The sequence below is a fragment of the Paenibacillus sp. J31R122 genome (assembly GCF_056269185.1).
Genome location: NZ_JBWDNM010000006.1, coordinates 257,187 through 281,843, shown reverse-complemented (window position 1 = coordinate 281,843; position 24,657 = coordinate 257,187). Strand labels below are relative to the sequence as shown.

At 42.8% G+C, this 24,657-nt stretch carries 23 protein-coding genes; 2 read left to right on the top strand and 21 right to left on the bottom strand.

Annotated features, from left to right (window positions below):
* Nucleotides 1–7: 7 nt before the first annotated feature.
* On the bottom strand, nucleotides 8–1,453 hold the full coding sequence (locus AC0YN7_RS12590) for an FAD-dependent oxidoreductase (protein WP_475810344.1): 1,446 nt from the start codon (nucleotides 1,451–1,453) through the stop codon (nucleotides 8–10).
* A gap of 162 nt (nucleotides 1,454–1,615) precedes the next feature.
* Here AC0YN7_RS12590 and AC0YN7_RS12585 point away from each other — a divergent pair, with 162 nt between their 5' ends.
* Complete coding sequence (locus tag AC0YN7_RS12585; protein ID WP_475810386.1) at nucleotides 1,616–1,987, top strand: ATP-binding cassette domain-containing protein; 372 nt, start codon at nucleotides 1,616–1,618, stop codon at nucleotides 1,985–1,987.
* Here AC0YN7_RS12585 and pyrH read toward each other — a convergent pair.
* The 8 genes from pyrH to AC0YN7_RS12545 form a co-directional block, all read right to left on the bottom strand.
* Nucleotides 1,984–2,721 carry a UMP kinase gene (gene pyrH / locus AC0YN7_RS12580; RefSeq protein ID WP_475810343.1) on the bottom strand — a complete coding sequence of 246 codons (738 nt, stop codon included), beginning with the start codon at nucleotides 2,719–2,721 and terminating at the stop codon, nucleotides 1,984–1,986. The two genes, AC0YN7_RS12585 and pyrH, sit on opposite strands and share 4 nt — an antisense overlap.
* A gap of 24 nt (nucleotides 2,722–2,745) precedes the next feature.
* Nucleotides 2,746–5,337, bottom strand: coding sequence for a PAS domain-containing sensor histidine kinase (locus AC0YN7_RS12575; RefSeq protein WP_475810342.1), 2,592 nt, complete (start codon nucleotides 5,335–5,337; stop codon nucleotides 2,746–2,748).
* A gap of 212 nt (nucleotides 5,338–5,549) precedes the next feature.
* Nucleotides 5,550–6,479: a hypothetical protein gene (locus tag AC0YN7_RS12570; protein WP_475810341.1), complete on the bottom strand. Its 930-nt coding sequence runs from the start codon at nucleotides 6,477–6,479 to the stop codon at nucleotides 5,550–5,552.
* Nucleotides 6,476–6,967, bottom strand: coding sequence for an RNA polymerase sigma factor (locus tag AC0YN7_RS12565; protein WP_475810340.1), 492 nt, complete (start codon nucleotides 6,965–6,967; stop codon nucleotides 6,476–6,478). Before AC0YN7_RS12565 ends, AC0YN7_RS12570 begins: the two co-directional genes overlap by 4 nt.
* A 168-nt stretch (nucleotides 6,968–7,135) precedes the next feature.
* Nucleotides 7,136–8,761 (bottom strand): glycosyl hydrolase family 18 protein, encoded by a 1,626-nt coding sequence (locus AC0YN7_RS12560; RefSeq protein WP_475810339.1) that lies wholly within the window; start codon nucleotides 8,759–8,761, stop codon nucleotides 7,136–7,138.
* A 183-nt stretch (nucleotides 8,762–8,944) separates the two neighbouring features.
* Nucleotides 8,945–9,766, bottom strand: a complete 822-nt coding sequence (gene hisJ / locus AC0YN7_RS12555; protein ID WP_475810338.1) for a histidinol-phosphatase HisJ — start codon at nucleotides 9,764–9,766, stop codon at nucleotides 8,945–8,947.
* Nucleotides 9,767–10,038: 272 nt separating this feature from the next.
* Nucleotides 10,039–11,433, bottom strand: coding sequence for a threonine synthase (thrC, locus tag AC0YN7_RS12550; protein ID WP_475810337.1), 1,395 nt, complete (start codon nucleotides 11,431–11,433; stop codon nucleotides 10,039–10,041).
* Between the two features lie 153 nt (nucleotides 11,434–11,586).
* Nucleotides 11,587–12,243: a pentapeptide repeat-containing protein gene (locus AC0YN7_RS12545; RefSeq protein WP_475810336.1), complete on the bottom strand. Its 657-nt coding sequence runs from the start codon at nucleotides 12,241–12,243 to the stop codon at nucleotides 11,587–11,589.
* Between the two features lie 200 nt (nucleotides 12,244–12,443).
* Here AC0YN7_RS12545 and AC0YN7_RS12540 point away from each other — a divergent pair, with 200 nt between their 5' ends.
* Entirely contained in the window at nucleotides 12,444–13,448 is a 1,005-nt protein-coding gene (locus AC0YN7_RS12540) for a DUF3895 domain-containing protein (protein ID WP_475810335.1), read from the top strand.
* 49 nt (nucleotides 13,449–13,497) lie between these two features.
* On the opposite strand, the gene AC0YN7_RS12535 is transcribed toward AC0YN7_RS12540, so the two are convergent.
* The 12 genes from AC0YN7_RS12535 to AC0YN7_RS12480 form a co-directional block, all read right to left on the bottom strand.
* Nucleotides 13,498–14,376 (bottom strand): DUF72 domain-containing protein, encoded by an 879-nt coding sequence (locus AC0YN7_RS12535; RefSeq protein ID WP_475810334.1) that lies wholly within the window; start codon nucleotides 14,374–14,376, stop codon nucleotides 13,498–13,500.
* A 43-nt stretch (nucleotides 14,377–14,419) separates the two neighbouring features.
* The gene (locus tag AC0YN7_RS12530) at nucleotides 14,420–14,827 is read right to left on the bottom strand and encodes a disulfide oxidoreductase (RefSeq protein ID WP_475810385.1); all 408 of its coding nucleotides are present in this window, start codon (nucleotides 14,825–14,827) and stop codon (nucleotides 14,420–14,422) included.
* A gap of 167 nt (nucleotides 14,828–14,994) precedes the next feature.
* A complete protein-coding gene (locus tag AC0YN7_RS12525; RefSeq protein ID WP_475810333.1) occupies nucleotides 14,995–15,291 on the bottom strand; it encodes a hypothetical protein in 297 nt (98 codons plus the stop codon).
* A 52-nt stretch (nucleotides 15,292–15,343) separates the two neighbouring features.
* Entirely contained in the window at nucleotides 15,344–16,153 is an 810-nt protein-coding gene (locus AC0YN7_RS12520) for a DUF4362 domain-containing protein (RefSeq protein ID WP_475810332.1), read from the bottom strand.
* 103 nt (nucleotides 16,154–16,256) lie between these two features.
* Nucleotides 16,257–16,829: a hypothetical protein gene (locus tag AC0YN7_RS12515; protein WP_475810331.1), complete on the bottom strand. Its 573-nt coding sequence runs from the start codon at nucleotides 16,827–16,829 to the stop codon at nucleotides 16,257–16,259.
* A gap of 327 nt (nucleotides 16,830–17,156) precedes the next feature.
* Nucleotides 17,157–18,251 carry a toxic anion resistance protein gene (locus AC0YN7_RS12510; RefSeq protein WP_475810330.1) on the bottom strand — a complete coding sequence of 365 codons (1,095 nt, stop codon included), beginning with the start codon at nucleotides 18,249–18,251 and terminating at the stop codon, nucleotides 17,157–17,159.
* Between the two features lie 17 nt (nucleotides 18,252–18,268).
* Nucleotides 18,269–19,009 carry a hypothetical protein gene (locus AC0YN7_RS12505; RefSeq protein ID WP_475810329.1) on the bottom strand — a complete coding sequence of 247 codons (741 nt, stop codon included), beginning with the start codon at nucleotides 19,007–19,009 and terminating at the stop codon, nucleotides 18,269–18,271.
* A gap of 131 nt (nucleotides 19,010–19,140) precedes the next feature.
* Nucleotides 19,141–20,154: an ATP-grasp domain-containing protein gene (locus AC0YN7_RS12500; RefSeq protein WP_475810328.1), complete on the bottom strand. Its 1,014-nt coding sequence runs from the start codon at nucleotides 20,152–20,154 to the stop codon at nucleotides 19,141–19,143.
* A gap of 21 nt (nucleotides 20,155–20,175) precedes the next feature.
* Nucleotides 20,176–21,012, bottom strand: a complete 837-nt coding sequence (locus AC0YN7_RS12495) for an HAD family hydrolase (protein WP_475810327.1) — start codon at nucleotides 21,010–21,012, stop codon at nucleotides 20,176–20,178.
* Nucleotides 21,009–22,106, bottom strand: coding sequence for a cysteine protease StiP family protein (locus tag AC0YN7_RS12490; RefSeq protein WP_475810384.1), 1,098 nt, complete (start codon nucleotides 22,104–22,106; stop codon nucleotides 21,009–21,011). The genes AC0YN7_RS12495 and AC0YN7_RS12490 overlap by 4 nt, the downstream gene beginning before the upstream one ends.
* Nucleotides 22,107–22,165: 59 nt before the next feature.
* Nucleotides 22,166–23,530 carry a phosphoribosyltransferase family protein gene (locus tag AC0YN7_RS12485; RefSeq protein ID WP_475810326.1) on the bottom strand — a complete coding sequence of 455 codons (1,365 nt, stop codon included), beginning with the start codon at nucleotides 23,528–23,530 and terminating at the stop codon, nucleotides 22,166–22,168.
* The gene (locus AC0YN7_RS12480; RefSeq protein WP_475810383.1) at nucleotides 23,472–24,617 is read right to left on the bottom strand and encodes an HpcH/HpaI aldolase/citrate lyase family protein; all 1,146 of its coding nucleotides are present in this window, start codon (nucleotides 24,615–24,617) and stop codon (nucleotides 23,472–23,474) included. The genes AC0YN7_RS12485 and AC0YN7_RS12480 overlap by 59 nt, the downstream gene beginning before the upstream one ends.
* Nucleotides 24,618–24,657 lie beyond the last annotated feature (40 nt).

The window sequence follows — 24,657 nt, the reverse complement described above, 5'->3', positions numbered from 1 at the left end:
TTCACTCCTAACCTGGAATCATTTTAGTTAATGTTTCTTCTAACGGCAGCTCGTATTCTTTCAGCAGGTCCGCGAGTAGTTGCTGTCCTTCCTCCGATGCCTCAAGCACCGACTTGACCATCTGTGGATTAAATAACTCATGCAGCGGTAATGATAGCGAATTAACGCCCCAGTATAAACCGAATAACTTGAAATTATGATTCGCAGTCCCCTCTTTGAGGATCAAATTCATATACCTGCTGCCAAAAGAAATCCCCTTGAGTGGTTCTGTGCCTGCCTCATATTCGACGCCATCCCACTGCAAATCCGCTGCGCAATTTAACCACCAGGCAGGGGTAATGACCTTCTCTTGTATCCTACGGAGCACCTTTTGTTCGAATTGAGGCTCAGGGTTGTTCTGTCGCTCCTTCAACAAGGTATTTAGCAAATCCACTTCTATGGCAGCAACCGTCATCCCTTGACCAAAAATCGGGTCATAGATACAGAATGCATCGCCCAACACTAACAATCCGTCCGGCCATCTTTCCATTTCCTCATAGTGGTGACGGTACAGTTCTGGTACACGAAAACCCTTAGGCGGGGTGATAGGTTCGAGCTCACACAAGATTTCTGCAATCATGGGGGTAGGAAGCTGAGCGACCTCTTGTTCGAAATCTTCCGCATTCGTTGGTGGATGGTGCCCACCTGGACGATACAGCAGCATTTCAGCCACCTGATTCTCTATAAAGGAAAATACACCCGTAAATGTTCCCTTGACCGGTTGGCCCATGATGTTGATCACATCCCATTTCTCAATCAGGTGCCTCAAATGCGCTGGTACGTTATATCGACGCGTACTGTATCCGATAGATGCTTTCATCCGATCAGAGCGAGGTATATCATATCCAAACTCCTTCAACCATTGCGTCAGTTTGGAGGCGCGGCCGCTGGCATCCACAACAAGATCCGCCAAGAATTCGCTCTTCTTGCTTGTTCCCCGCCTACGTACTTGGACTCCCGTAACGGCCGTATGATTCGGAGTTGTATGAAGCCCAATGACATCGTGCTCCGCTAGCAGCCGTACATTGGGAATCTCCTTTACACGTCCACGAATCACCCACTCCAATACAGCACGGCTGAACTTTATATCGTTCCGTTGATAAGGTCCGGCTACCGTTCCATATTGATTCATCATATGAACGGTTTTATTTAGTGAACTTGGTGAACCAAGAGCCACCAGTTCTTCCTCGTAGCCAGGAAAAAGCTGCTCCGTAATCATTTTACCACGCTGTGTGAACCTATGGGGATGAAAGCCATGCGGAGCACCATTCCGATCTGCGGGGTGATGCGGAAATTCGTCCTTGTCGATAACAATTACCTCTTCGTAATACGACGAGAGGACCCTTGCCGTCATCAAACCTGTGATGCTGCCACCGATCACGATAGCCTTGCCTTCTTTTTGTATATTTTTCATATGATTCACCCCTAATTTTCGATTGACTTAATCAGCCAATTTTTCACTAAAAAATGCATTCTAGTTTTGATTGACTCAATCAGTCAATTGTAGAATAGACGATTATTTTCCGTAAGTCAATAAGCTAAATCCCTTTTTTTAACAGGACAAAGCAAGGAAGCTATACGAACTGCAGAGTTGACGGAGTGGATTTCCAGACTGCCTGAAGGATTGCTTACTCGTGTAGGAGAACAAGCGCTGCAGCTATCCGGCGGGGAAAGGCAGCGAATTAGCATTGCACGGGCTCTTCTGCGTAAGCCATCTATTCTCATTCTAGATGAGGCGACCTCATCGCTAGACCAAGGAACCGAACGCAGGCTGCTGGATCGGTTGATTCGGCAAATGCAAAGTACGACCACGCTAATCTTCATTACTAATCGACTCGATGTCGCTTTAAGATCAGACGAGGTTTTGGTATTCAATGAGGGTCGTCTGGTCGAAAGAGGTGCTCACGCAGAGTTAATGGAGCGGCCGAGCATTTATCAGGAGCTCTAGTCAAGCTCCAATACAGATTGAGCGCTAATGATTGTACCATTATTAGCGCCTTCACAAATTTCCTTCATTGAACCAGGCTTGTCGAAGTTGAAGACATGGATAGGCAAATTATAATCTCTTGCCAGAATAAACGCAGCCTGGTCCATAACCTTCAGATCCTGCTGAATGACATCATTGTAATGCAGTGACTTAAACCGTCTAGCATTTTTATTGAGCTTAGGATCCGCTTCGAGCACACCGTCTACGCCTTGCTTTGCCACTAATAGCGCCTCACAGTTCACCTCAATCGCCCGTTGAACGGATGGGTAGTCGGTTGTAACATAGGGCTGTCCGTTACCCCCTGCGAAAATAACGATATACCCTTTTTCCAAGTGGTGGATGGCTCTCAAACGAATATAAGGCTCAGCAACTGATGTAACCGGCAAAGCAGTCATAACGCGGACTTCTTTGTCCGTATTCGCTTTAAGAACTCCTCTAAGCATCAAGCTGTTGATGACAGTAGCCAGCGTGCCAATATTATCAGCCTCAGCTCTCTCAATACCCCAGCTTTCCGCCATATTTCCGCGAAAAATATTACCGCCGCCAATAACGAGGGCCACCTCTACACCCATGTTCACAACGGACATAATTTCACGCGCGATATGGTTCAGCCTTTCTGGCTCAAATCCGAATTCACTGCTCCCAGCAACTGCACCCCCGCTTAGTTTGATAAGAACTCTCTTGTACCTGTTCATCGACCACACCTCCATTTTGAAAGCCTACCTGCTTGCAGGTAGAATAACATCAATCGTCGTTCCCTTGCCAGGCTTACTCTTAATGTGCATATGGCCATGATGAGCTTCTACGATCTTATAACACATCATAAGTCCAAGTCCGGTGCCTTTTTCTTTTGTGCTGTAAAAGGGTTCGCCCAGCTTCGGAAGCTTTTCTTTTGGAATGCCGCATCCTTGGTCTATAAAGCGGATCAATATATTATTCTTATTTTTGTGCTTAACTTGGATGACGAGTTGCCCGCCATCAGGCATCGCTTCGATTGCATTTTTAATCACATTCACAAATACTTGCTTAAGTTGATTTTCTTCACAATTGATCCACTGAATCTCCGGATCGAATTCCGTTTGAATTTGGACGTTATTCATAATTGCTTGGGTATCCAGAAGCGATAATATATTATGAGTCAGCTTTCGGATATCTCTTTGTTCAAAATGGATAACCTGGGGTGGTTTAGCTAAGAGCATAAACTCACTAACGATGTAGTTAATTCGTTCAATCTCCGACATCATAATGTCAAAATAATCTTTATTTTCAATTGTTCGAGATTGCAGCAATTGAATAAACCCTTTTAGTGCCGTCAATGGATTTCGAATTTCATGTGCCACTCCAGCTGCAAGTTGACCAACAGCGGATAGCTTATCTGATTTTCTCAGCAGTTCTTCCGTTCGCTTGCGATTTGTAATATCTCTTATTGCGGTTTGAATAACGGACCTTCCCATATATTCGTTTACCTTCGTACTGCAGGCTTCAACCTCTATTACTTCCCCGTTTATACGAACTAACTTACATCCTGAAAAATCCATTGTACTTCCCGTCGCAACTTCCTTGATGTTATCTTTTACATCATTAAGAAAGTCGGGATGAATAAAATTAAATATGGTTTGTCCAACAATCTCATCCTGACTTATCGCTCCAATAAGTGTAATTGCCGCATCATTTAAATAGACGAGTATCCCATCACTATGTACTACTATGGGCTCAGGCAACAGCTTAATGAGCTGACGATAACGGTGATCGTTTTCACGAAGCTCCTTTTCAGCTTGTTTCTGTTTTGTAATATCTCTTATAATGCTTGCAAAAGCAACGATCCCCCCGTCAACACCCCGAATTGACGAGAGAGTAAGACTGATATGAATCAACCTTCCTTTTTTATCTCTATGGATCGTCTCATGACCATTGACTAGTTCACCGACTTTAATCTTCTGAGACATTTCTACCAGGCTTCCCGTAAATTCAACAAGCGTCTCCGATAATTCGCACCCGACAATCTCGTCCGACTTCCAGCCATAAATTTTTTCGAATGCATGATTGATTTGCAAAATATTGCCACTTGGTTCAAAAATAGCTATTGCCTCATCCATATTTCTGAAAAAGGATTCAAGCAATTCTTTTGTTGATGTAAGCTCATCTTGAATTCTTTTTTGCTCCGTTATATCTTTTATGATCAAATGGTGACCAACAATTTCATTATTCACAACAAGGGGTACCCTTGTCGTGTTTAGTTCAATTCGATCCCCTGACTTATGGATAACTCCGATATCAAATTGCCTCGGTTTTACATCCGTCATGTCTCGAAAATGCGCAGCCGATATATCCCATTCGTCCTTTGCAAAAAAGTTACTAACAAATTGATGATGAAGCTCTTCCTTAAAATAACCTGTTATTTTTTCACATGCCTGATTGCAGCTAAGGATACGACCACTTAGATCACAGGAAATAATCGCATCTGGATGGTATTCAAAAAGTGACCTGTATTGCTGTTCAATTACTTTCCTTTCAGTAATATCAACACAGGACGCAATTACTTCTTTTACTTCGCCATCCCGTTTCACCGGACGTAACGATGCCAAATATGTAATACCTCCGATCTTTCCCTCGTAAATGACGTTTTCCTCACCTTCCCAAGCACGCCGATAGTAATTTTCTTTTTGCTCAGCAGTAGATGAAGGCCAAAATTGTTGCAATTGTTTACCCACGACTTGTTCCGGTGTCAAACCCAATCGATACAGCAGCTCACCATCGCATAACGTATGAATGAAACAATCGTTAATTTTCTTTATTTTGAAAGTCATTCCCTGCTGCATACGAACGGTATCTTTCAGCTCCTGCCGTGTCAGGTACAAAGCATTCGTCGTACATTTATACTCACTAATATCTACAATATGTGAAATAAAGTAGAGGGGTCTGTTCGCGTCATCAAAATATAGATTACTGCTTAGCATAACCCACACAGTATGTCCAAGTTTATGTATATATCGTTTCTCTAATTGTAAGAAAGGGATCTGTTCGTTCATCATTTCTATGACATATTTTCTACTGAGTTCATGATCATCAGGATGGGTAATAGTAAGAAAATCTATAGAAAGTAGCTCTTCTTCAGAATAGCCGGTTATATTGCAAAGTGAACGGTTAACTTTTAGCCAGCGCCCGTTTGGCGCAACAACGGCTACACCGATAGTTGAATATTCAAATGCGTTATGGAATACATCTTCACTAGATAACTGCATTGCTGTTTTCCATTGCTCGTCATCGATTAAATCCAGCTTCCATCCGATGCTTCTCGTTTTACAGGTCATAATATCCCTCACTTGTAGTAAAGCATTTTGCTGTGGTATTCGACAAAAGGATTAATTAGTCCTGCAATTGTGTTCAAAACATTACCAAAAATAAATCCTCATCTATACCAAACGTGGTAATCTTTACAATTCCTTTACAACGCTCTTCCCTCGCCCCTTTCTGGCCGTACAAAAAAGACACTAATGCAATAAATGCTTTAGTGTCTCTCTTCTTACTCCAGTTCACTCCACAGTGCATTAAAAGCAGCATCCTCCATCTTAAAAAATACGTGGGAGAAGCTGTACATCACATAGCCTTCCTTAAACAAACGCAATTCAACGATACTTTTATCCTTAAGCTTAAGGTAAATAAACTTTTGTGTCTGTTCGCCGTTTTCGAATATCCCTTGACTCTGAAGCGTTTGCTGGGCAATCGGTTTGGAATTATACATAGCCAGAAGAAACGACTGCAGCGTTTCATTTAGGGCAAGCACATTATGTTCCTTTGTATTTTGATCCCAGTTGCCGAACCTTTCCCATGTTGCGGAAGCTAGTTGATCGGTCAGCTTTAAATGTCCGAATAAATCTGCCCCGCTGTGCAGCGTTATGCCGTTAATACATTCATAAATCTCTGCCCAAACTTCACCATTTTCTTCATCATACGTCATAATTCTGAAGCTGCTGTCGTAGCCCTTGACCGAGTATACCTCTCTATTTCCAACGGATGAAGCCAGCTCTTCCGCATAATCGCTCTGCTTGCTCCACTCGTTAATACTTGGCTTGGTTCGCCCTATTTTTGTGTCTAGCAATGGCTTCGCATCTTCTGCTGCAATTGAAGTGCCGCTCTGAGTATAAATTCTACCCTGATACACGATAAGCCCAATCATATCAGCAGAGCCGTTCATTTTATTAGGCAGCTTGATTTGAGGAATAACCACTGTACCTTCTTCAGCCACGATATTCTCCAGAATACGATTCTCCTCATTCGATCGAATAACCCAAACACTCAAAAATAGAGCCAGCACCATACATGCCGCAACAATTGCCGATGGTCTGAATCTACTTCGCGGTGGCTTACTTTGCAGCTTCTTTGCAAGCCTAGCTTCTAATGACGAATCCGGTTTAATCTGATCCACTACACGCTTATAATCACTACTCTTCATAATACCCCCCCTTCCAATTCCAGCTTCAGAAGCTGACGGCCGCGCTGCAAGCGCATCTTGACCGCAGACTCGCTGAGGCTGAGCGTTTCCGCAATTTTACTTACTGCGTAATCCTCATAGTAGAAGAGATGTATGACTGCTTTATATTTGAACGGCAGTCCGAGCACCTCTTCAAACAATTGCAAATCCTTCGGAGATTGAAAGCAGCTTTCTATATCCTCCATTCTTACGACCCGCCTGCGCCATATGCTGCGCTGCATATTTTTGCAGTGGTTCGTCATTACCCGAATTAGCCATGCCTTCTCATGCTCTTGATCATGAAAGCTAGGCGCCTTGTACAGAAGCTTGATAAATGTCTCCTGTACTGCTTCCTCCGCATCGTTGTTGTTGCCCAGGTGAATCATAGCGACTTTAAACAGCAAACTGCCATATAATCCATACTTCTCCGAAAATTGCTCGCCTGGCCTAGGCAGAACATTCGATATCAAAGCTCTAACCCCCCTTTGCAATAAACACATTTCACAAGCTGATCTGATCACCTTCTTACTATAAACACACCTCACTGGCCACTTTGGTCACATCATTGAAGAAATTTCTTTTCATTTAATCAGCAAAGAAGCTCACTCTAATTAAAGGTGAACTTCTTTATATGCGTGCTACTGATTAGCTGTCATTGATGCTTTTTCTTTAGCGATCAAATCCCAATCGGATGCTGTAAAATTACCCATATGCCACAATGAAATACCTTTTAGACCATAAAACTTAGCGAGCGCTATTTTTTTTGCAATACTATTTGTATCCTCGTAAAAAATTTCATGGCTTCCGCGTTCGTCCTGAAATTTGATTTGATTGAGGAAAAATGGCATCATTACCGATTGTGTAACACCCAGCTGTTTCAAGCGATTTTCTACATCGATGATTTTCGGTTTAAACAACTCTGTTTCGCCGTCTGCAGTAATCCATTGATTAGCTTGCTTCGATATACCGAGCATCAGCTTGTGTTTGGGAACAGATTTCAGCACATCCACTACAGTCTCATTAACAAGCGGCAAAGGAGCTGAAGGCAGATTACTATCCTCATGCGTAAAATCATACGCCATTAGAATAACTGTATCTGCTACTTCGCCTATCCCTTTCAGATCATAGCCTTTAAAGTAATTGGCAGGCGGAACGGTAACTGCCAGGGTCATATCACCCATTCTTCCCTTTAGCTCCTTAACGAATGAGAGAAAATCAGCACGACTTGCCACTTCCCTCAAGCCTTCAAAATCAAGGTTAATGCCCGTAAAACCATATTTAGAATCTTCCAGCGTCACCATAACAGAATCAATAAAAGATTTCCGCGCCGGTTGATCTTTTATAAAATCCTTCAAATTATTGTCTGTATAATAAATCATCAGTTCTTTTCCGGTTTGTGCTTGATCTGCTGCATCTAATACCTCGGAGTATCCGTTTGGTATCCGATATTCGGTTGTTGCCGTATCTAACTGCGCAGTTCCTGCCGATTTGTATTCCATATGCGACCAGCCAAAAGCTACATTAGTCAAAGATGGTATATGCTGTACGGCAGAATAAGATGAAATAGCATAATAACCGGTGATATCGAGACTATGCTCTGTCAATTTCGAATCAATTAATCGATAGAGAACAGCAGCGGCTTGCTTGCGTGTTAATGGTTTATTTGGTGAAAAACCGGTCGGATCTCCCATCATAATACCTTGGTTTACGGTATAGTAAATATAAGGCTGAAGCGTTGCATTTAATTTAGACTGATCCTTAAACGCCGTTTGATCCCGTTCTGTCTCCCAATCCGCAGAAAGCCATTGTTTACTATAATCAGCAGGTTGAGACTCCAACAAAAATCTGCCCATTAATGCAGCGACTTCCTCGCGTGTTATCGTTTGTGTTGGATGAAAAGCTCCATCTTTGTCTATCAAAAAATCGATCCATTTTCTTTCATAGGCTGCCGCTATATAGGGATAAGACCAGCTGCCAACACTAACATCAGCTAGCTTGATGCCGGAGGGCTTTTCTATATTTATTTTTGCAGTAGAAACGAGTAATTTGACAAAAGCTTCTCTCGACATGGAAGCCTCTGGTTTAAAGGTCATATCCGGAAAGCCTTGAATAATTCCGAGAGCAGACAGAAAATAGACCGATTCAAGGGCATAATCCTTCTCCTTCACGTCCTCATAAGGCTTCAATTGCGAGTCATACGCAAAGACATGGCCTGCCGTCCCTATTATAATTAATAAGGATAACGCTAGTATTCTTTTAAACATATGAAATCCTCCTCTTTATTGCTAACCGACTTGCTTCTATTCATTCCTGCTAGTCTACCATTAGTTAGACGTTTCTTAACTGGAAAAGGTTCCGTTTTTTAGTAGACTTCCGCACATCATCAAAAGACCATCGGTTTATAAACCGACAGCCTTTATCTGCAAATTGCTATAACTACCTTTAAACTATAGGCTTATCTGCTCAGAGTACCAATCCCAGCCTGTACCCAAATGCTCAGGATTATGAGCATCTGAACCATAAACACATGCAATCCCTTGTTTTCTGCACGCTGCCAAAAACCATTCCGGTACATAAGGCTTGCCGCATGTTGCAACTCTTAGCCCCGCTGTATTCACATCGATTCCTACGTCCGCTTTTACGAGTAAAGGAATAATTCCTTCAAGTCTTCTTCTTATTTGCGCATCATCAATTGGAGGTAATGCAAGAGAAAACTTTTCAATTAAATTGATATGTCCAATTCGTTTACGCATAGGGAGTTTTGATGCAAACTCGATAGCTGCCTCTACGTGATTGTAGTACTCGTCCACTACTTTTTCCATCGTCCCGTAATGTGCTAGAAGATTCGTTTTGAAATCATCCGGTTTAAAATCAATGCAGCGCATACCGCCAACACCTGGCAAATAATGCACCGAATACACAACATCCTCTAAATCTTTCTGCCATTCGTCGACTATTTTCTCAGTGAAGCTAAGCTGCCCTGGTAAATAATCAAGCTCCAAACCAACTGCTATCTCTACTTGGCCTTCATATTGTTGCTTCATCTGCTTTGCATACGCCATGTACTCGGGTAATTCTTCATCCGGCATAGCCAGTTCGTCTGTTAAAGTAATATCGTCAATCCAACCCTTTGGCAAAGGAGGATGCTCGCTGATCGTATATCTGTCAAAACCTAATGCGATTGCACGATCAATATACAATTCTTGAGCTGCGGAGCTCCCATGATAACAATATTTAGTGTGCGTATGCCCATCCCATTTTATCTCCATGATTACTACCCCTCTACTGGTTACTAGATCATAATCGTTACTCTCTCGTTTCTTTCCTACGTTATATTTTTAAGTTTACCAGAAAAATGGTGGTTATATGGATCTTCATAATATCTTAACAATACAAAAAAATACTCACTCATTTAATCCTAACACTATAATACCTCATCGCTCGCGGGACTCCCTTGAATGCTTCACCTCATCTTTCTAATTAAAAGGACTGTCCCGAAAGGCATTAAACCTTTAGAGACAGCCCTACTTCATCTATATAATTAATTGTTATAAAATTTCTCTATTTCGCGGACAACCTCTGTCAGCTTACCATCGATACGTGTCTGACGCTGCGGCTTGTTGAATAACGATGAAATTTGCTCTGGAAAATGCTGCTCAATGTTGCAAAGCTTGATCGCTTCGTCGAACTTAGCTGGATGAGCCGTTGCTAGCGATATTGTAATTTCGTTGTCACCACTGCATTTGTCAGTCGCAGCAACACCGCAAGCCGAATGTGGATCAAGCAAGTAGTCTGTTTCTGCTTTATAGGTTGAAATGGTAGCCAGACACTCTTGTCCTTCTACCCCGTGTGCTGCAAACTCTGCATGTACTTTGCTTAAAGCTTCCTCGGAAATAACAATTTGTCCTTCCGCCTTGAACTTTTCCATCAGCGTCCGAATCTGTTCCGGATTTTCGCCTAGTACATAATAAAGGTAGCGTTCAAAATTGCTCGCCACTTGAATGTCCATCGAAGGGCTATACGTGCTGCGGAAGTCTCCCGGCTTATAAACACCTTCATGAATGAAGCGCTCCAAAATATTGTTTTCGTTCGTAGCTAGAAAGAGTTTATTTACTGGAAGACCCATCCGTTTAGCAAGGTATCCTGCAAAAATATCACCGAAGTTGCCAGTAGGAACGCTGAAGTTAACCTGCTTCACGTCAACTTGCTTCGCTACTTGGAAATACGCGTAAAAATAATAAACCGTTTGAGCCAAAATACGTACGAAGTTAATCGAGTTGATCGCTGCAAGCTGATTGGTCGCTTTAAAGTCTAGATCCGCGAACAAGTCCTTGATCATTCTCTGACAATCGTCGAAGTTGCCTTCAACCGACAAGTTAAGCACGTTGTCATCTTGAACCGTCGTCATTTGCAGCTCCTGCACTTTGCTGACTTTACCATGCGGATGCAAAATACAAATTTTAATGCCTTCTTTGCCTTTAACACCTTCAATAGCCGATGCTCCAGTATCGCCGGATGTTGCGCCAAGGATATGAATTTTTTTATTTTGTTTCTTGGATACATACGTATAAAGCTGACCCATGAATTGCAGGGCAATGTCTTTGAATGCAAACGTAGGACCATGGAAAAGCTCAAGCAAATACAAGCTATCATTTAATTTACGAACCGGCGTTACCTGCGGGTCCCGAAAGGTTGAGTAGCTTGCGTTAACCATCGTTTTGAGATCTTCGTCCGGTATTTCACCGTTCGTATAATAGGAGAAAATTGCGAGAACCAGCTCTTGATAGCTAAGCCCTTGCCATTCCTTCAGCGTTGCTGCTGTAATAACCGGAATTTCATTTGGAACCAAGAGGCCGCCATCATCCGCTAACCCCATCATAAACGCGTCGATAAAACCTATTTTACCGACATTACCGCGTGTGCTAACATACTCCATCTGTATATCCTCCTACAATATAATGCTTATAACAGCTGATTGCGGACAACCTAGCTGACGATATTATTCCGAAAATTTATTTACTCCTACCATTATATGAAAAGGATGCCCTTAATCTCAAGTCATTTCCTTTATTTCATTCATTTATTTCAATTAAAGCTCCTCATTTACGACCAGGCCGAATATTGTAGCGAATACTACCGCCTGCGAGGGTGAGATGATACACCGTCTCAGATCTTCAATTGCAACGCCCAGACCATTAAATTCGCAGCTGCTGATGTCGATCCCGCTTAACTTCGTTTGCGAAAACTGCACCTGATCGAGGTTCGTTTCATCAAAATAAACTTGTGATAACGTCATATTGGACATATCTGCCTTCGCCATCGAACACTTGTCAAATTTCGCACCCTTCACATTAGAGAATCGCAATACGGAATAGTCCGCCATACATTGCTCGAAGCGTACATTCCGAATGGTCGCCCCCGTAATATCCATTCCAATAAGCTTGCAGTTATGAAAAGAAACTCTGTGGAAAACCGATTCACTTAAATCAATATTCGATAAGTCGCAGTTTTCAAACCGAGCATCAGTAAACTCAGCTTTCCTCAAGCTCGTCCCTCGAAACAGGACATTTTTAAAAAGTACTCTGTCGAAGCATGCTTTATAGGCAGATTGATTATGAACAGAAGAATCCTCGATTATGGAGTCACTTATTTCATGCTCATCGACTATCTCGTAGTCAGAAATGACTAGAGGCTCTAGCACGCTCGGAATTTTCGGCGCATCTATTTTTTCTTTTTTGCTAGACATATATGCAATAACCTCCTAATACAGTCGTTCCCAAACGTAAACGGCTGTCGCTGTCGTTGCTAATCATTATAACTCATTTGAACAGCCATATAAAAAAATAGAGTTATGGTACAATAATAGTGACCATTTCCCTTCATATCAAACTAAATTTTAACGTTGCAATAATATACGATACATTTCTGAAACCTTGGAGGTGCAGCATGCCATACGAACTTACGATGGAGCAGCGTGATCATATTATGGGACAATTAACAGAGGAGCAACGGCATTTCATTCATCATGTTCTTGTACGAGGCAGGAGGACGATGTTTGCGCGCCATCTTGCGCGAGTAAAATGCCAATTCATACCGGAGGATGCTGAGCTTGAGGAAATCGAGTCGCATATTAATGAGTGGGACTACATCGGATTTACCGACAGCGGAGAGGTCTCTCCCCATACAAAATGTGAATGCGGCAGATCACTTCGTTACCAGCACCAAGTGCTCCATCTGCCGACCAATAAAATGCGTTACTTTGGGATCGACCATCTGCAATTGCATACAGGCATCGATGCGAAGACGATTAACGATATTATGAAGGGCTTCGACGTACTTGATAGCGAGATGAACGAAATGTTAAGCAAGTATCAGAGCGGCTGGAAGCTTAGTCAGCATCTGTACCAACCGTTCCCACCCGAATTCGAAGTTCCGCATGACGTACAAGAGCACTTGAATGCCGGACTACCACTTCTCGATCGTCAGCTTGCTAAGCTGCGCAATAAGCTTCGTGACTTGGAGAAGGTAAACAGACAGAAGCCGCCTGTCGTGACTGCAGCGGAAACTCAATCCGATTCGGAGTATGTCCCCTCGCAAGAAACGCAAGCGGCCTTTATGGTACTTGACGATAATCAAGGCTTCTTCGTCTTTGAAGAAGTAGACATAGACGAGAAGCAAGCTCCCGTTCCAATCGAATCGAGCAGCGATCTGTTCCATCTGCCGTCCTCCGCGAAACGCATCATTGATGATGCTATCCCGCTGGGACGAATCAGCTGCTTAGCCGTATCGGAATTTCTAGTGAAGCAGAAGCTTGTTTCAAGTAAACGGATGGCGACCGGCAAACCGGATATTTACATCGCTGTAGCCGCATACCTAGACAAGCTAACCGCCACAGGACGCTGCATGCTTGTAGAAACAAGCGCGGAGGATCGTGTTTATACGGCACAGTAATCGGGCTGCTGAGAGACTATATCAAAGTATTTGAAGCCTCAACATCTCTCTAAAACAAATCCAACTGCTTAATAATCGGCATTTGCGTCCATGCAGGACTTTCCCCGTCTGGACGCAAATAACCGAGCATTAGCATTAGCTCCTTCGCGTTGTCCGCAGCGTCGCCGCCAGAATTGTTGTTAAAGATCACGTAAATGTTCTCACTTTCTGCCTCAAACTTCCTGAGCCGCTCAACCCACTCTTCCAGCTCTTCCTTGCTGTAGTGATACAAATACCGAACCTCACGCCAGTTTGGCGCGCTGCTCTGATTCCAACCCGCCATATTGCGCCCGTGCATCCTTACAATTGTTGCGTTAGCATCTGTCACCTTCAGTATAGTGGGCACTGAACCGAGGCCTGCCTGCGGTTCGTCGCACACACTATGTATCCATCCCTCTTGCTGCATGAAAGCAAGCGTTTTTTCCTGAAACTCCGCATAAAACCAGCTTTGATGCCGAAATTCCAATGCGCAAGGAATACCTGCCATTCGCTGCTTCGTTTCACGCAGCAGTCGTACATTCTCATACGTGCAATCAAACCAAGGCGGATATTGGAATAGTGCTGCCGTCAATCTGTCCGCTTCGATTACCGGCTTCAGCGATTCACGGAATGCGGTGAACATCTTGCTTGTATCACTAGCTTGCAGCACTGCTCCACGCTGGTGTCCCGTCATTCCTTGAAACGCCTTTACTATAAATCGCAGCGAGCTAGGCGTATCGTCCACCCATTTTGCAAAACGATCCCTTGATTGTATGGCATAGAAACTGCTGTCCACTTCGACAATTGGAAAATGATTCGCATACAGCTTCAGCTTTTGATTAGCCTTCGAGCCGGGAGCGTAAAGCCGATCATGATCGCCCCAACCTGCTAGTCCGACATGTATCGGCATTTCGTCCCTCCGTTCCTACTTTCATAAACATTAATCGTAAGCGTTATTTTTGTTTATTCAACGACCGAATGCGAAGCAGAGCAGTTACCATAATTAGGAATGCAGCTAATGCCAACATCGGTATCGTAATAAAACCAAACCAATTCAAATAATCACCCTGACAGGATACCGGACCACAAGCAGCTAAGGCCGAATCATGCGGAAGCTTTTGCAGCACGGTGTGATAAAGCGAGAATCCACCACCAATAACGACTAGAGGAAGCGTGTACGAAACGATCCCCGTGTCACCTTTCGCGTATGCAATTCCGAGCAGCAACGCTAACGGGTACATAAATATACGCTGAAACCAGCATAAGCTGCACGGTGCAAAATGCATGACCTCACTTAAATATAAACTACCTGCTGTTGCCAAAACAGCGGTTGCCCATGCTACAAACAGCCAAAACGAAATTTTCTTCTCTAATTCCTCCAGAACTTTCTCCTCACCTTCACTATTAGCATATACCCACTCTCTTATTCTCCCCTATCCGAACGGCACTCGCCATGACTCGAAAGGGCTATAAAAGAAGTAAAGAGATGCTGTCTTATCGACAGCACCCCTCTCTTATGTACAACAAATCACGGTCCCGTCCCCGCACTCGCCACGTACCAGAATATACCTGCTTTTTTCAAATAGATGAATCCAAGCTCACCGTCTGTCGCCCGATCCATTAAGTCAGTCACATTATATAAATGACCATATCGCTCATCTACTTTCCCCAAATTGGTGATGTCTGCTTTCAAGCTGTTGATTGGCTGCAAATGCTCCAAAATATGTCTGCGAATTGTCCATTCAGGTGACAGAAAGCTTGCTGCCCATAGCATAAATACAGCTATGGCTCCGAATATAAGAAGCTTCTTCTTTTTGTTCTTCATTCCAACTACTCTCCCTGTTCTATAGGTACAAACTAATTTAAGAAAATAAGTTTTACTTATATGCACCCTTAGCAGTTGGCAAAGCTTTATACTCTTCCTTAGCTTGAACGATCGCGATAATCTCATTAACTACTTTCGTCATGACTTGGCCATCCTGGCTTTTATCACATTCCGCCCAATCATAATCAATGCTGCCTCCATTTATTTGAACCTTCATATGGTAGCTATCATGGGGCTTTTGGTTACACACAGTTGACAGCTTCTTCTCCGTCAAGTAATTAGCGAGTACCAGCTTCTTGTATATAAGAGCACGCTCTTCCTTTGTAAATTGAAAATCACTAACCTCTGCTGCCGTTCCATTCTGGAGATCCTTCACGAGCTTCTGATTGAATGTATCGATCTCATTCACTTTGTTCACGCCATATTGTAGTGCAAACTCGAACACATCCTGCGCCTCTACATCGTATGAAATGTTTAGCACATCCATTTGCTTGGCCTCGCCATTACATCCGGTCAATGTGTAGGATAACAAAACATCCGTCTCTTCTTTTTGCAGGTTTTCACACATGTAAGTATACACCTTCGGTGTTCCGAACTTATCCTTCGTTGTATCGTAACGCAGCTCAATACTATCATTTCTACGTATTAGATCACGATAAATCGGATTTCCCTCTATTGTGTACACCACAACTCGCTGTCTATCGGATAACCCATTTATGAAGTCATCCATTTTCTCGTAATTGCTCACTCTTCCATGGATATTGATAATGTCTTCCGCTTCATTAATCTTATTATCGGACGGGCGCTCTTTTGTTCCTCCCTCTTCAGCTGAGCTTTTACAACCAGCTATCACAAATAACACGATAAAAATCCAGACAAGTTTATTCCCTAACGTCAACGACCTTCTTATCACATTTTTTTCCATAACCATTATGACGTTAGCAGTTCTATTTATGTTTCATTAATTATTTTATTATGTCTTGAAGCCGGGCTTTAGCTTCCCCATAGGCTCTAACAATTTGTTGGATTTGTTGAAACTCAGCATCGCTTGGGCCCAAATCTGCCATAAACATTCGTTTTAAAATTTGATTGTATAAGTCCTGACGAGCTGCAATGATTTTCGTCTCCATTTCAACGAGGTCTTCCAAATCATTGTCATTAATTAATTGCTCAATATCCACGCTTCCGTTATTCACGATATAAGGATCATCCAAAATAATGTCTGAGTTTCGATCGAAGCGAGGAAGCTCTTCAAAACGAGGGGCTTCTTCATATTCTTGATCGTTTAAAGGAACGGAAGTACTCAGCTCTGAGAGAATAATTCCCTCTTTGGCCAGCATAACTTGAAAAGGCTTGTGCTGAAGAAGATCAGCCACTACCAAACGACTCATATCCTTATTGCGAATAAGCGTTGAATCAAACGGGTGAAGAACCCAATTGCTATCTCGATTGAAAAGGTTGAATGTAAACCACTCTCCGCCATAATTGTATCGTATGTTAATGTTAGTCTCTGAAATAATCTCAAAGGTAAATTCCAAATAAAAGCACCCCTGTCATTTGGTATGATTTACACTCATCATACCAAATGACAGGGGTGTACTTAAAGAGTTAGTTGCATTGTTCCATAATGGCTTCTGTTCTTTCCGAGCTCGCGACAACGATCAAAACTATAATTAATCCAGCTAGAGCTAATCCTCCAATCACAGAATGATCACCTCTTGATTTGTTTCTATCAATTTATGCAGGTAAGCATCCCGTTATGAATCAATCGTGAACGGCTGTCAGTGATAACCTATTAGGACTTATAAAATGAAAAAAACGAGCCCCGCAAAGGCTCGTTTTCGTCATAGCATTATTTTTCATAATTATTCCAAAAAGCCTTTGGTCGCAGACGCAGGAAGCTCATTCTGCTTGGAGCTTGAACCGGCTTGAATACCTAATCGTTGTCCAACCTGCTGATTAATTTGAGTCATCTTCTCGGTTTGCTGCGTTGCCGTTTGAATAATGAGTCGGTTTGAATTTTCGTATTTATCCATAGCTGAGAAAAGGTCCGTCATAGCTCGTTCTATTAGTTCCATGCTCATGGCAGGCTTAGTAAGTGCTTGGTTCGCTTTCTCGCTTGTCTCATTCAATAAGCGAGCATTTTCAGCGAACTGGTTGCCTAGCATTTCATTTGTTGAATTGACCGCTTCAATTGCTTTCATCTGATCATCAATCGCACTTGCAATGAGCACCGATACGGACATCAAATGCTGCGTCTTATCGATAGAGCTGTCCAACGCATCCATCAGCTTGTCATTCGTATCATTTATAATATCAGTAGCTGCGATCGCTTGCTGGTATAACATAATCATTTCCGTATAGGTTTGAATTTTAGTTACTACCTTCCGTAGTCCGCGCTCTAAGTGTGTCTTCCGATGCTCGTTTTCAGGCTTGGCAATTTCTTCTTCAAACATTTGTCTAAGACGATTTCCATACTCGACCAGCAATTGAAGATCATACACATTGTCCAAGCTGCTACGCTTCAAATTGCGCATATGAACGACATTCTCTTCGAGATTGTCACGGCCGTCACGAAGTGACTTTACAATAACTTGAACATTTGTTTTAGCTGACTGGTATTTATAAATATAGTTCTTCATTGGTGTTTTACGCATCATCTTTTGCACCAGAGAAAGCTGCTTGCTTTTGCTTAGGTCTTCAACCTCGGTACGCAGCTTCAACATATTGTCCGCTACTTCTGTCCGTTTTCCGGACATCAAATCCGATAGCGGTCTCTCCAGCATCGTTAGCGTCTGTCCGGAGCGCTCCAATGTTTTCTGTCCTTTTTTTGTAATTTCATCCATCAAGGTATCCAGATTCATAACATCGGTTTCCGCGACCTTTTGCATCGTAATCTGTACTTCTTGTTCGAGCTTTGAAATATCTTCATTTTTTATTTGAACCAACTGCTGTGACATGAACATTTCCCCCTCTATTAATCATTAAGTCTATAGCGCTGCTGAATTAGCTCTGCTTTGGTATGCAGCTCCATTAGATCCTTTTGCTCAATTGTCTTGGTGTAAAATGTCAGTTTCGAATCAATATCCTTAATTCCATCCAGCAGCAGCCGACGGTTCTGGCGCTTCGCTTCGCCGCTGAGTCTTAGGAAAGGATTGATGGTAGAGTTCAAATCCTTCCTTACCAGCCGAACGATATTGTGATTAATGCTGGCATCACCTAAAGCGACCAAATCCGGCACTAATCGGTTAAGACGTGTTAACAGCGCTAATGTCTTCTGTACGATCTCATCATCCAGATTATTATGCTCGCCCTCCAAAAGAATCATATCTTCTATGACTCCAATGTATTCAAGCGCTGACGCGAGCTCCGGATCGATTATTTGGCCAGATTGAGCAGGCGCTCCAACTACTGCAGCCGTGCTTTGAGGGACAGCAGACTGCTGCTGCTGTTGCTGTTGCTGTTGCTGTTGCTGGTACTGAAACTGTTGCTGCTGTTGATCTCGCGGCAATTGGTTTTGCAGATTGCTTGTCTGCTGTTGCAGTGCTTCCGATTCCCGCCTAAAGTCCTGCAATCGTTTCACACTTCGTTGTCTCAATACAAGAGATACGAATAGGGCGATCGCCGGTATGGCAATAGCTATATAAGCTGATGTAAACCAATAAGCGACGATCGCGAGTACATAACTGACTACGGTAATGATAATCGATTTATTCATCTCGTTGACGTGACACCTCCATCGTGAATTTATGCAGTATCATGCTGTCGTTTCATTCACTTGCATTCATTTGCATTTCACTCACGTTATCATCCATCACTATCAATTATCTCGTTTTTGGTACACTTAAGTCAATTCATTATTACTGCTTGCTCAATATAACCAGATTTTATACCGAATTCGGGAACTGGAGTTGCGATTGGTTTTCCTAAAGCGGCTTGAATTGCGAGATAAGGCATATTTATTCCGGAGAGACAAGTAATAAAAAGCCCCCCTGACATTCGCGGGTTAATCTCTAGCAGCTTAGGAACCCCCTTATTATATTTCACCTGGATATTAAAGGCGTATGGAATTCGCAGCTCCATGGCAATTCGCTGAGAAATTTCAAGAAGCTCAGGCACTGCTTCGAGCAGATAAACTCGTCCAGTTGATTTTCTGCGCGGTATAGCGGTAATCAGCTCGCCCTCTTCCGTTGCGACGCAATCAATACTGTACTCTGATTCTTCAAGCATCTCCATGACCATTAACGTGTCACATCGATCTGTTTGAGATAACGTCTCATAAGCTTGCAAGAATGTTGTCGATAACGATACATACCCGTAAAGCTCCTTAAGCGGATCACGATCATTATCGATAATTCGAAAGCCCATGCCGCCTTCTGATTTCGTTGGTTTGAAGCAAACCTTATGTCCTGCGGCCGTTAGTTCTTCATAGGCCTGCTTAAATTCAGCCGCTGTATTCACGACACGATAATCCGGAATAGTTACTAAATTCTTATCTGCCAGCGATGCGTAGAACTTATCCTTCTCCACCATGGAATCAAGCAGCGGAATATCCCGACAAACCATTACCTTCGTGCCGATCTCATCAAATAAATGCGCATAACGAGATATTTCCTCCATATGCAAGCGCGGGATAAATACATCAATGAGATTTCTCTTGCAGAAGTCTACACAGAACTGGACATATTCCAATCCTTCAAGCGCTGGTTCCGTCTCAGCATGGTCAGCTGCCTGCAGCGACATATGGTTAATATCAGGATGTGTACCATAAAACTCAAACTTCTCACCATCCGCATTATTTCGGATCATATTAATATAGTGGTAGGCTACCGAGAACCAGCGATTCAAATAAATACGTGTCATCTATTATGACCTTCTTCCATTCTATTTAAAATCCTCTATTTTAATATCCGATGAATTCGGACGTCTATTCTGAGCATGCTCCAAAATAATATCGAGCAATTCTTCCGAAGCCCACGCGCCCTTATTCTTAGTGAAATGAATATGCGGATGAGTAGTATATGTCCGTCCGAGCTCACCGTGCGAGGGGGAGATGGCATAATCGGCTGCAAGCAACAAGCTCTCATCCAGCAGACTATCACCTGCGGCATAGATATACTTTGATCCAAGCTTCTCGTTGACGTACGCTATGGCAGCGCCTTTGCTCACCTTCTCAGGCACCAAATAAATCTTCCTGCCTTGAAGCGAATAGCTCCAGCCTAGCTTCGCGACCTGCAGCCTCAGCTCCTCCAGCGATTCCAGCGGCAGCTGATCCCTCTCCACTACAATGGAGTAAAACAAATCATCACATAACGTTGACGATTTCACCCATTGTGATGTTGCAATTTTATTAAATAAGCTAATAATCTCAGTGTGCCCGGCACAATGCGTTTGCACCGCATCACGTACTACCGCATTCCACTCTTCATCAATTTGATCATTCATAAGTACAGTACCGCCATTGCTTACGATGGCATATTGTGGCCGAAAATGCTCTCTGATTATGAAAATCCGATTATATTGCGACGGTATTCGCGTCGTAACAGGAACAAACTCAACAAGCTGCTGCAGCTGCTCCATTTTCGCAATCGCTGGCTTTGTCATATAGGATATATATCTGCCTTCATATAACTCAACCAGCACCATATCCTTCAAAGAAATGTCTCCTTTGGACCTTTCAGAGTAAATCAATGTTTGATCTAAATCACTTGCAAAAATCATTCCTTCTCCCCCTTAAGGGGTTGTATAATACCGCAGCAGGTATAGCTCATTTGCGGATATTCTACTACAGGCACACCCCGTTCATTGGCTAATAGGAGAATATGCTTCAGGTTCGGGTTATCGAGACGATTCACAAGTATTTTCCAAGGGACTCTACGCAGCAGCACGCGTGTCGTTTCTCCAACTCCCGGCTTAACCAAATTAACGTTGGAAATTTGAAAGTCTGTTTGAATACGCTGAATATCCTGCATCCCTTGCCATGTAATTCGAGTTTCCTCCTCATCCGAAAGCAGCTTATTCGCTTCAGCCTTAGCACTTATTACGATCCGCTCAAAATGCGAGCAAATCGTATCTACGAATAAATTAGATACATCGGATTTAATCCAATCTCTATAAAATTTGGCGCCATGGAAGTCATTAGCTAAAATGAGGTCGTCCCTTAATACGGTTCGGCTTATTAGCCCGGATACGGTTGAATTCAAGCAGGCGCTTGGTATTAGAAAATCCTCTCTCGTTCCGAAAGTGCTCGAACAATATCCCGGATCCGCGAGCACAGCAAGGTCATCATTCAAAGGAACACCGTATTCTTTCTCAAACTTGGCACATCCGTCTATAAGAACCTTTCGAATAGCTCCCTTCCCCGTCCAGCCGTCTACAAATTGTATACTCGCTCGCGGGTGATTCTGGGTCATATAGAGAAGTGCGTTCTCGTCGATACCCTTCCCCCGAATAATAGAAATGCTGTAGTGGGGAAGATCGTAATGATAAACCTGCTTTATATAACGTTTTATCAATACACCTACAGGAGTGCCTGCTCTAGCCAAGGATGCAAGCACAATGTTGAACCCTTTTTTCTGAACGATCAGCTCAGACACGATGCCAACTGCTCTTGCGATTCGTTCGGCATAGTCACCCAGTGTTTGATGAAACAACTCCAGATATTCGGCAGTAGGCTGATATTCAATGGGTAAGCTCTCCGAGTAATGTCCTCCGGATTGCATCGACTCTTCTCTGTCTTCAGTTGGCTGCTCCAGCGGAATGTCACTGAGATCCTTTAGAAGGAAAATAACATCATCCTGCTTGTAGCTTCCCATGAGTGTAGGAGCGGCTATTTGTTCGGCGTTACGGTTAGCATTCAATATACGCTCCTCCTTTAAGTGCTGCAATAAACGATATGAATATTCGGAATTTCCAAAGCTATAAGAGCTTGCTGCAGCTGCTCTAATCGATCAGAAGCAACTTCTCGTTCCATGAATAGAAACATCTGGTCATAATGTCCTGGTGGAATATTATACATAAAATTCATAACATCCATATGCTCAGGCGACTCATATTTATAGGCAGAGCGAACGGCATACTTTGGATTAGTATGGGGATGTATCGGACTGCGAGTACTTGATTGATAGGACACATCTCCTGCCAGCTTTGCAGCTATAAGCATCGGAATAAACATAAACTCACCTGTACCCATGCAAAGCAATTTACCGCCGGTTCTATATGAACTTAGAAAAGCTGCTGCTTGATTCACTTCATCGTTTAAAATATTATTTTCTTCGGCCGTTATTCCGAAGCGTCCTGTGCGTTCAACATAAGCTGCTCTTTCATCCGCAGTAGGATGTTGTGTAAAATAGGGATTTAAACGAATAGAAGAAATATTTGTTTGTGCAGCAGGCTTTTCATGTTTATCTTCAAGATTAGTTGTTTCAATAGGTGTTCCCGTCAAAGTAATTTGTCCGGATACTAGGGATAAGCATTGAATGCTTACACCGAGCTCGTTTTCCTTGCTATGAAATTGTTCAATATCCGCTTTGGAGCGCCAATCTAAAAGGCTTGCTACCACATAGCTTTTTTTACCATATCTGGCATGCAGATCACTAATAATATTAAGCGTAGTTTTACCGGTAGTCATTTCGTCATCGATTAAAATAATGGTTTCCGCATCCTGAAAAATTGAGGGGTCGTCCGCATAACAACGATGAGTTGTCGCGTGCGAATGCTCCTCTTCGAAATCAATACAAGAGCTCATATAATCGATACTCTCCCTTGTTGTATGGAGAAATGAAGCATTGCCCTCAAAGAAATCAAACATGCTGTGTCCGAGCGCCGTCGCTGTTTCTGCGAAGCCTATAAATAATGTTTTATCTTGTATCATCATTTTATTTTGTTTCAAATAATCAAAAATTTCACTCGCTGCTTCTGGTTCTTCGAAGGCTTTTAAAAGCTGTTCCATGCGAAGGGGAAGGGGTTCGTCTCTGAATTGCTGATACAATAAACCTAGCGCCGCTCCTGCTAATAACGATACATGTGGTTTTACAGGAATATGCTTGCCTAAAACCTTGCTGACAAAGAGAAAGCTGCGTTTTTTATTCATTCTAGCCGCCATATTGAAGAGTGAATCAAGCGGAATACGGAAGGGGTTATTCGTAACTTCTATAGTAATGTTTAGGTCGCCTATAATATTATACGATTGCAGATTCTCGTTCTTCTGAGAGAAGACAGGTGAAGTTTTGGTTTTCATTTAGCACCCCATAAATTTTCGATCGCATCATAATTCGTTTTGCCCAAGTCATATGCGGTTTGAACTCATTCATCTTATTGGAATATTGACTCTTCATAACGCCGAGGTCACCCTTGCTATTTTCTAGGATGTGCAACGCGTCCATATACTCTTCATGCGTAACAACAAACATCGCTTGTACCGGCTTAATATGCGTTGGATGTATGATCGTCTTGCCATGAATGCCGTTTTCCTTATCCATCGCCACTTCACGAATTAGACCATCTACATACTTGTCAATGTAAGACATCCGCAGGAGCCGTCCATGACGTCCCATGCTTTCCTCGAAAGGCGTTTGCCTAAGCTGCGGTTTGAATACACGATCACTTTTGAAATATTCCCACACCGGGCCCGAGATCACATAGTTATTATCCATCCGTCCAAAAACATTAACAATATCAGCTATACAATCCCTTATAACTCCAATATCATAGATCGTATTATCCGGACTCCTTCTTAGTCCAAACAAGCTGGAAAAGTCTGTTGCGCCGATACGTACATTTAGAACATATTCCTTGTACTTGTTCAGCAGCTTCGATAGTCCAAGCAGCGTGTCCATTCTCGTCTCACGATAAATGACCTCGGCGCTTTCGAGAATCGGCATGCAGTAAAGCGTTGGGCTTGCTGCCATCTTCCGCTTATTGTACTCAGAAATAAGACTCAAATATTGTCCGCCTGTGTTCATGTTGAATTTCGGAAAAACGATTCCGGTAATATATTGAATTTCTTCGCCGAAAAAGGACAGTAATCGTTTTAGTTGTTCAATGGAACGCACACGAATGAACATGAGTGGAATACTATCCGCGTTCAGTAAGCCTCCCGCGATATACTGACTGATCTTTAGCAGTGTTTGCTTTAGTGTTTCTTCCGCTTGCATAATTTGATTATCGCCTATAGCATCTTCGAGGTCTATTACCATAGACACGAGTCCTTCGTGTTTTGACGCTACTAAATCATTGGCTATGTTATCCTTGGTTGCCGGCATATACAGTGCGGCGCCAATGGCATGAGCAATTTCTTCTTTTTCCGAATAGTTATTAAAATGCATTGGAAGTGTGTAAAAGAAGGACTGTTCTTCTTCATGGGTA

Bases quoted from the DNA above. Each gene is read 5' to 3' on its own strand.
- AC0YN7_RS12590 (WP_475810344.1), bottom strand. From the start codon at position 1,453: ATGAAAAATATACAAAAAGAAGGCAAGGCTATCGTGATCGGTGGCAGC.
- pyrH (WP_475810343.1), bottom strand. From the start codon at position 2,721: ATGAACAGGTACAAGAGAGTTCTTATCAAACTAAGCGGGGGTGCAGTT.
- AC0YN7_RS12575 (WP_475810342.1), bottom strand. From the start codon at position 5,337: ATGACCTGTAAAACGAGAAGCATCGGATGGAAGCTGGATTTAATCGAT.
- AC0YN7_RS12570 (WP_475810341.1), bottom strand. From the start codon at position 6,479: ATGAAGAGTAGTGATTATAAGCGTGTAGTGGATCAGATTAAACCGGAT.
- AC0YN7_RS12560 (WP_475810339.1), bottom strand. From the start codon at position 8,761: ATGTTTAAAAGAATACTAGCGTTATCCTTATTAATTATAATAGGGACG.
- hisJ (WP_475810338.1), bottom strand. From the start codon at position 9,766: ATGGAGATAAAATGGGATGGGCATACGCACACTAAATATTGTTATCAT.
- thrC (WP_475810337.1), bottom strand. From the start codon at position 11,433: ATGGAGTATGTTAGCACACGCGGTAATGTCGGTAAAATAGGTTTTATC.
- AC0YN7_RS12545 (WP_475810336.1), bottom strand. From the start codon at position 12,243: ATGTCTAGCAAAAAAGAAAAAATAGATGCGCCGAAAATTCCGAGCGTG.
- AC0YN7_RS12540 (WP_475810335.1), top strand. From the start codon at position 12,444: ATGCCATACGAACTTACGATGGAGCAGCGTGATCATATTATGGGACAA.
- AC0YN7_RS12535 (WP_475810334.1), bottom strand. From the start codon at position 14,376: ATGCCGATACATGTCGGACTAGCAGGTTGGGGCGATCATGATCGGCTT.
- AC0YN7_RS12525 (WP_475810333.1), bottom strand. From the start codon at position 15,291: ATGAAGAACAAAAAGAAGAAGCTTCTTATATTCGGAGCCATAGCTGTA.
- AC0YN7_RS12510 (WP_475810330.1), bottom strand. From the start codon at position 18,251: ATGTCACAGCAGTTGGTTCAAATAAAAAATGAAGATATTTCAAAGCTC.
- AC0YN7_RS12505 (WP_475810329.1), bottom strand. From the start codon at position 19,009: ATGAATAAATCGATTATCATTACCGTAGTCAGTTATGTACTCGCGATC.
- AC0YN7_RS12500 (WP_475810328.1), bottom strand. From the start codon at position 20,154: ATGACACGTATTTATTTGAATCGCTGGTTCTCGGTAGCCTACCACTAT.
- AC0YN7_RS12495 (WP_475810327.1), bottom strand. From the start codon at position 21,012: ATGATTTTTGCAAGTGATTTAGATCAAACATTGATTTACTCTGAAAGG.
- AC0YN7_RS12490 (WP_475810384.1), bottom strand. From the start codon at position 22,106: ATGGGAAGCTACAAGCAGGATGATGTTATTTTCCTTCTAAAGGATCTC.
- AC0YN7_RS12485 (WP_475810326.1), bottom strand. From the start codon at position 23,530: ATGAAAACCAAAACTTCACCTGTCTTCTCTCAGAAGAACGAGAATCTG.
- AC0YN7_RS12480 (WP_475810383.1), bottom strand. From the start codon at position 24,617: ATGCATTTTAATAACTATTCGGAAAAAGAAGAAATTGCTCATGCCATT.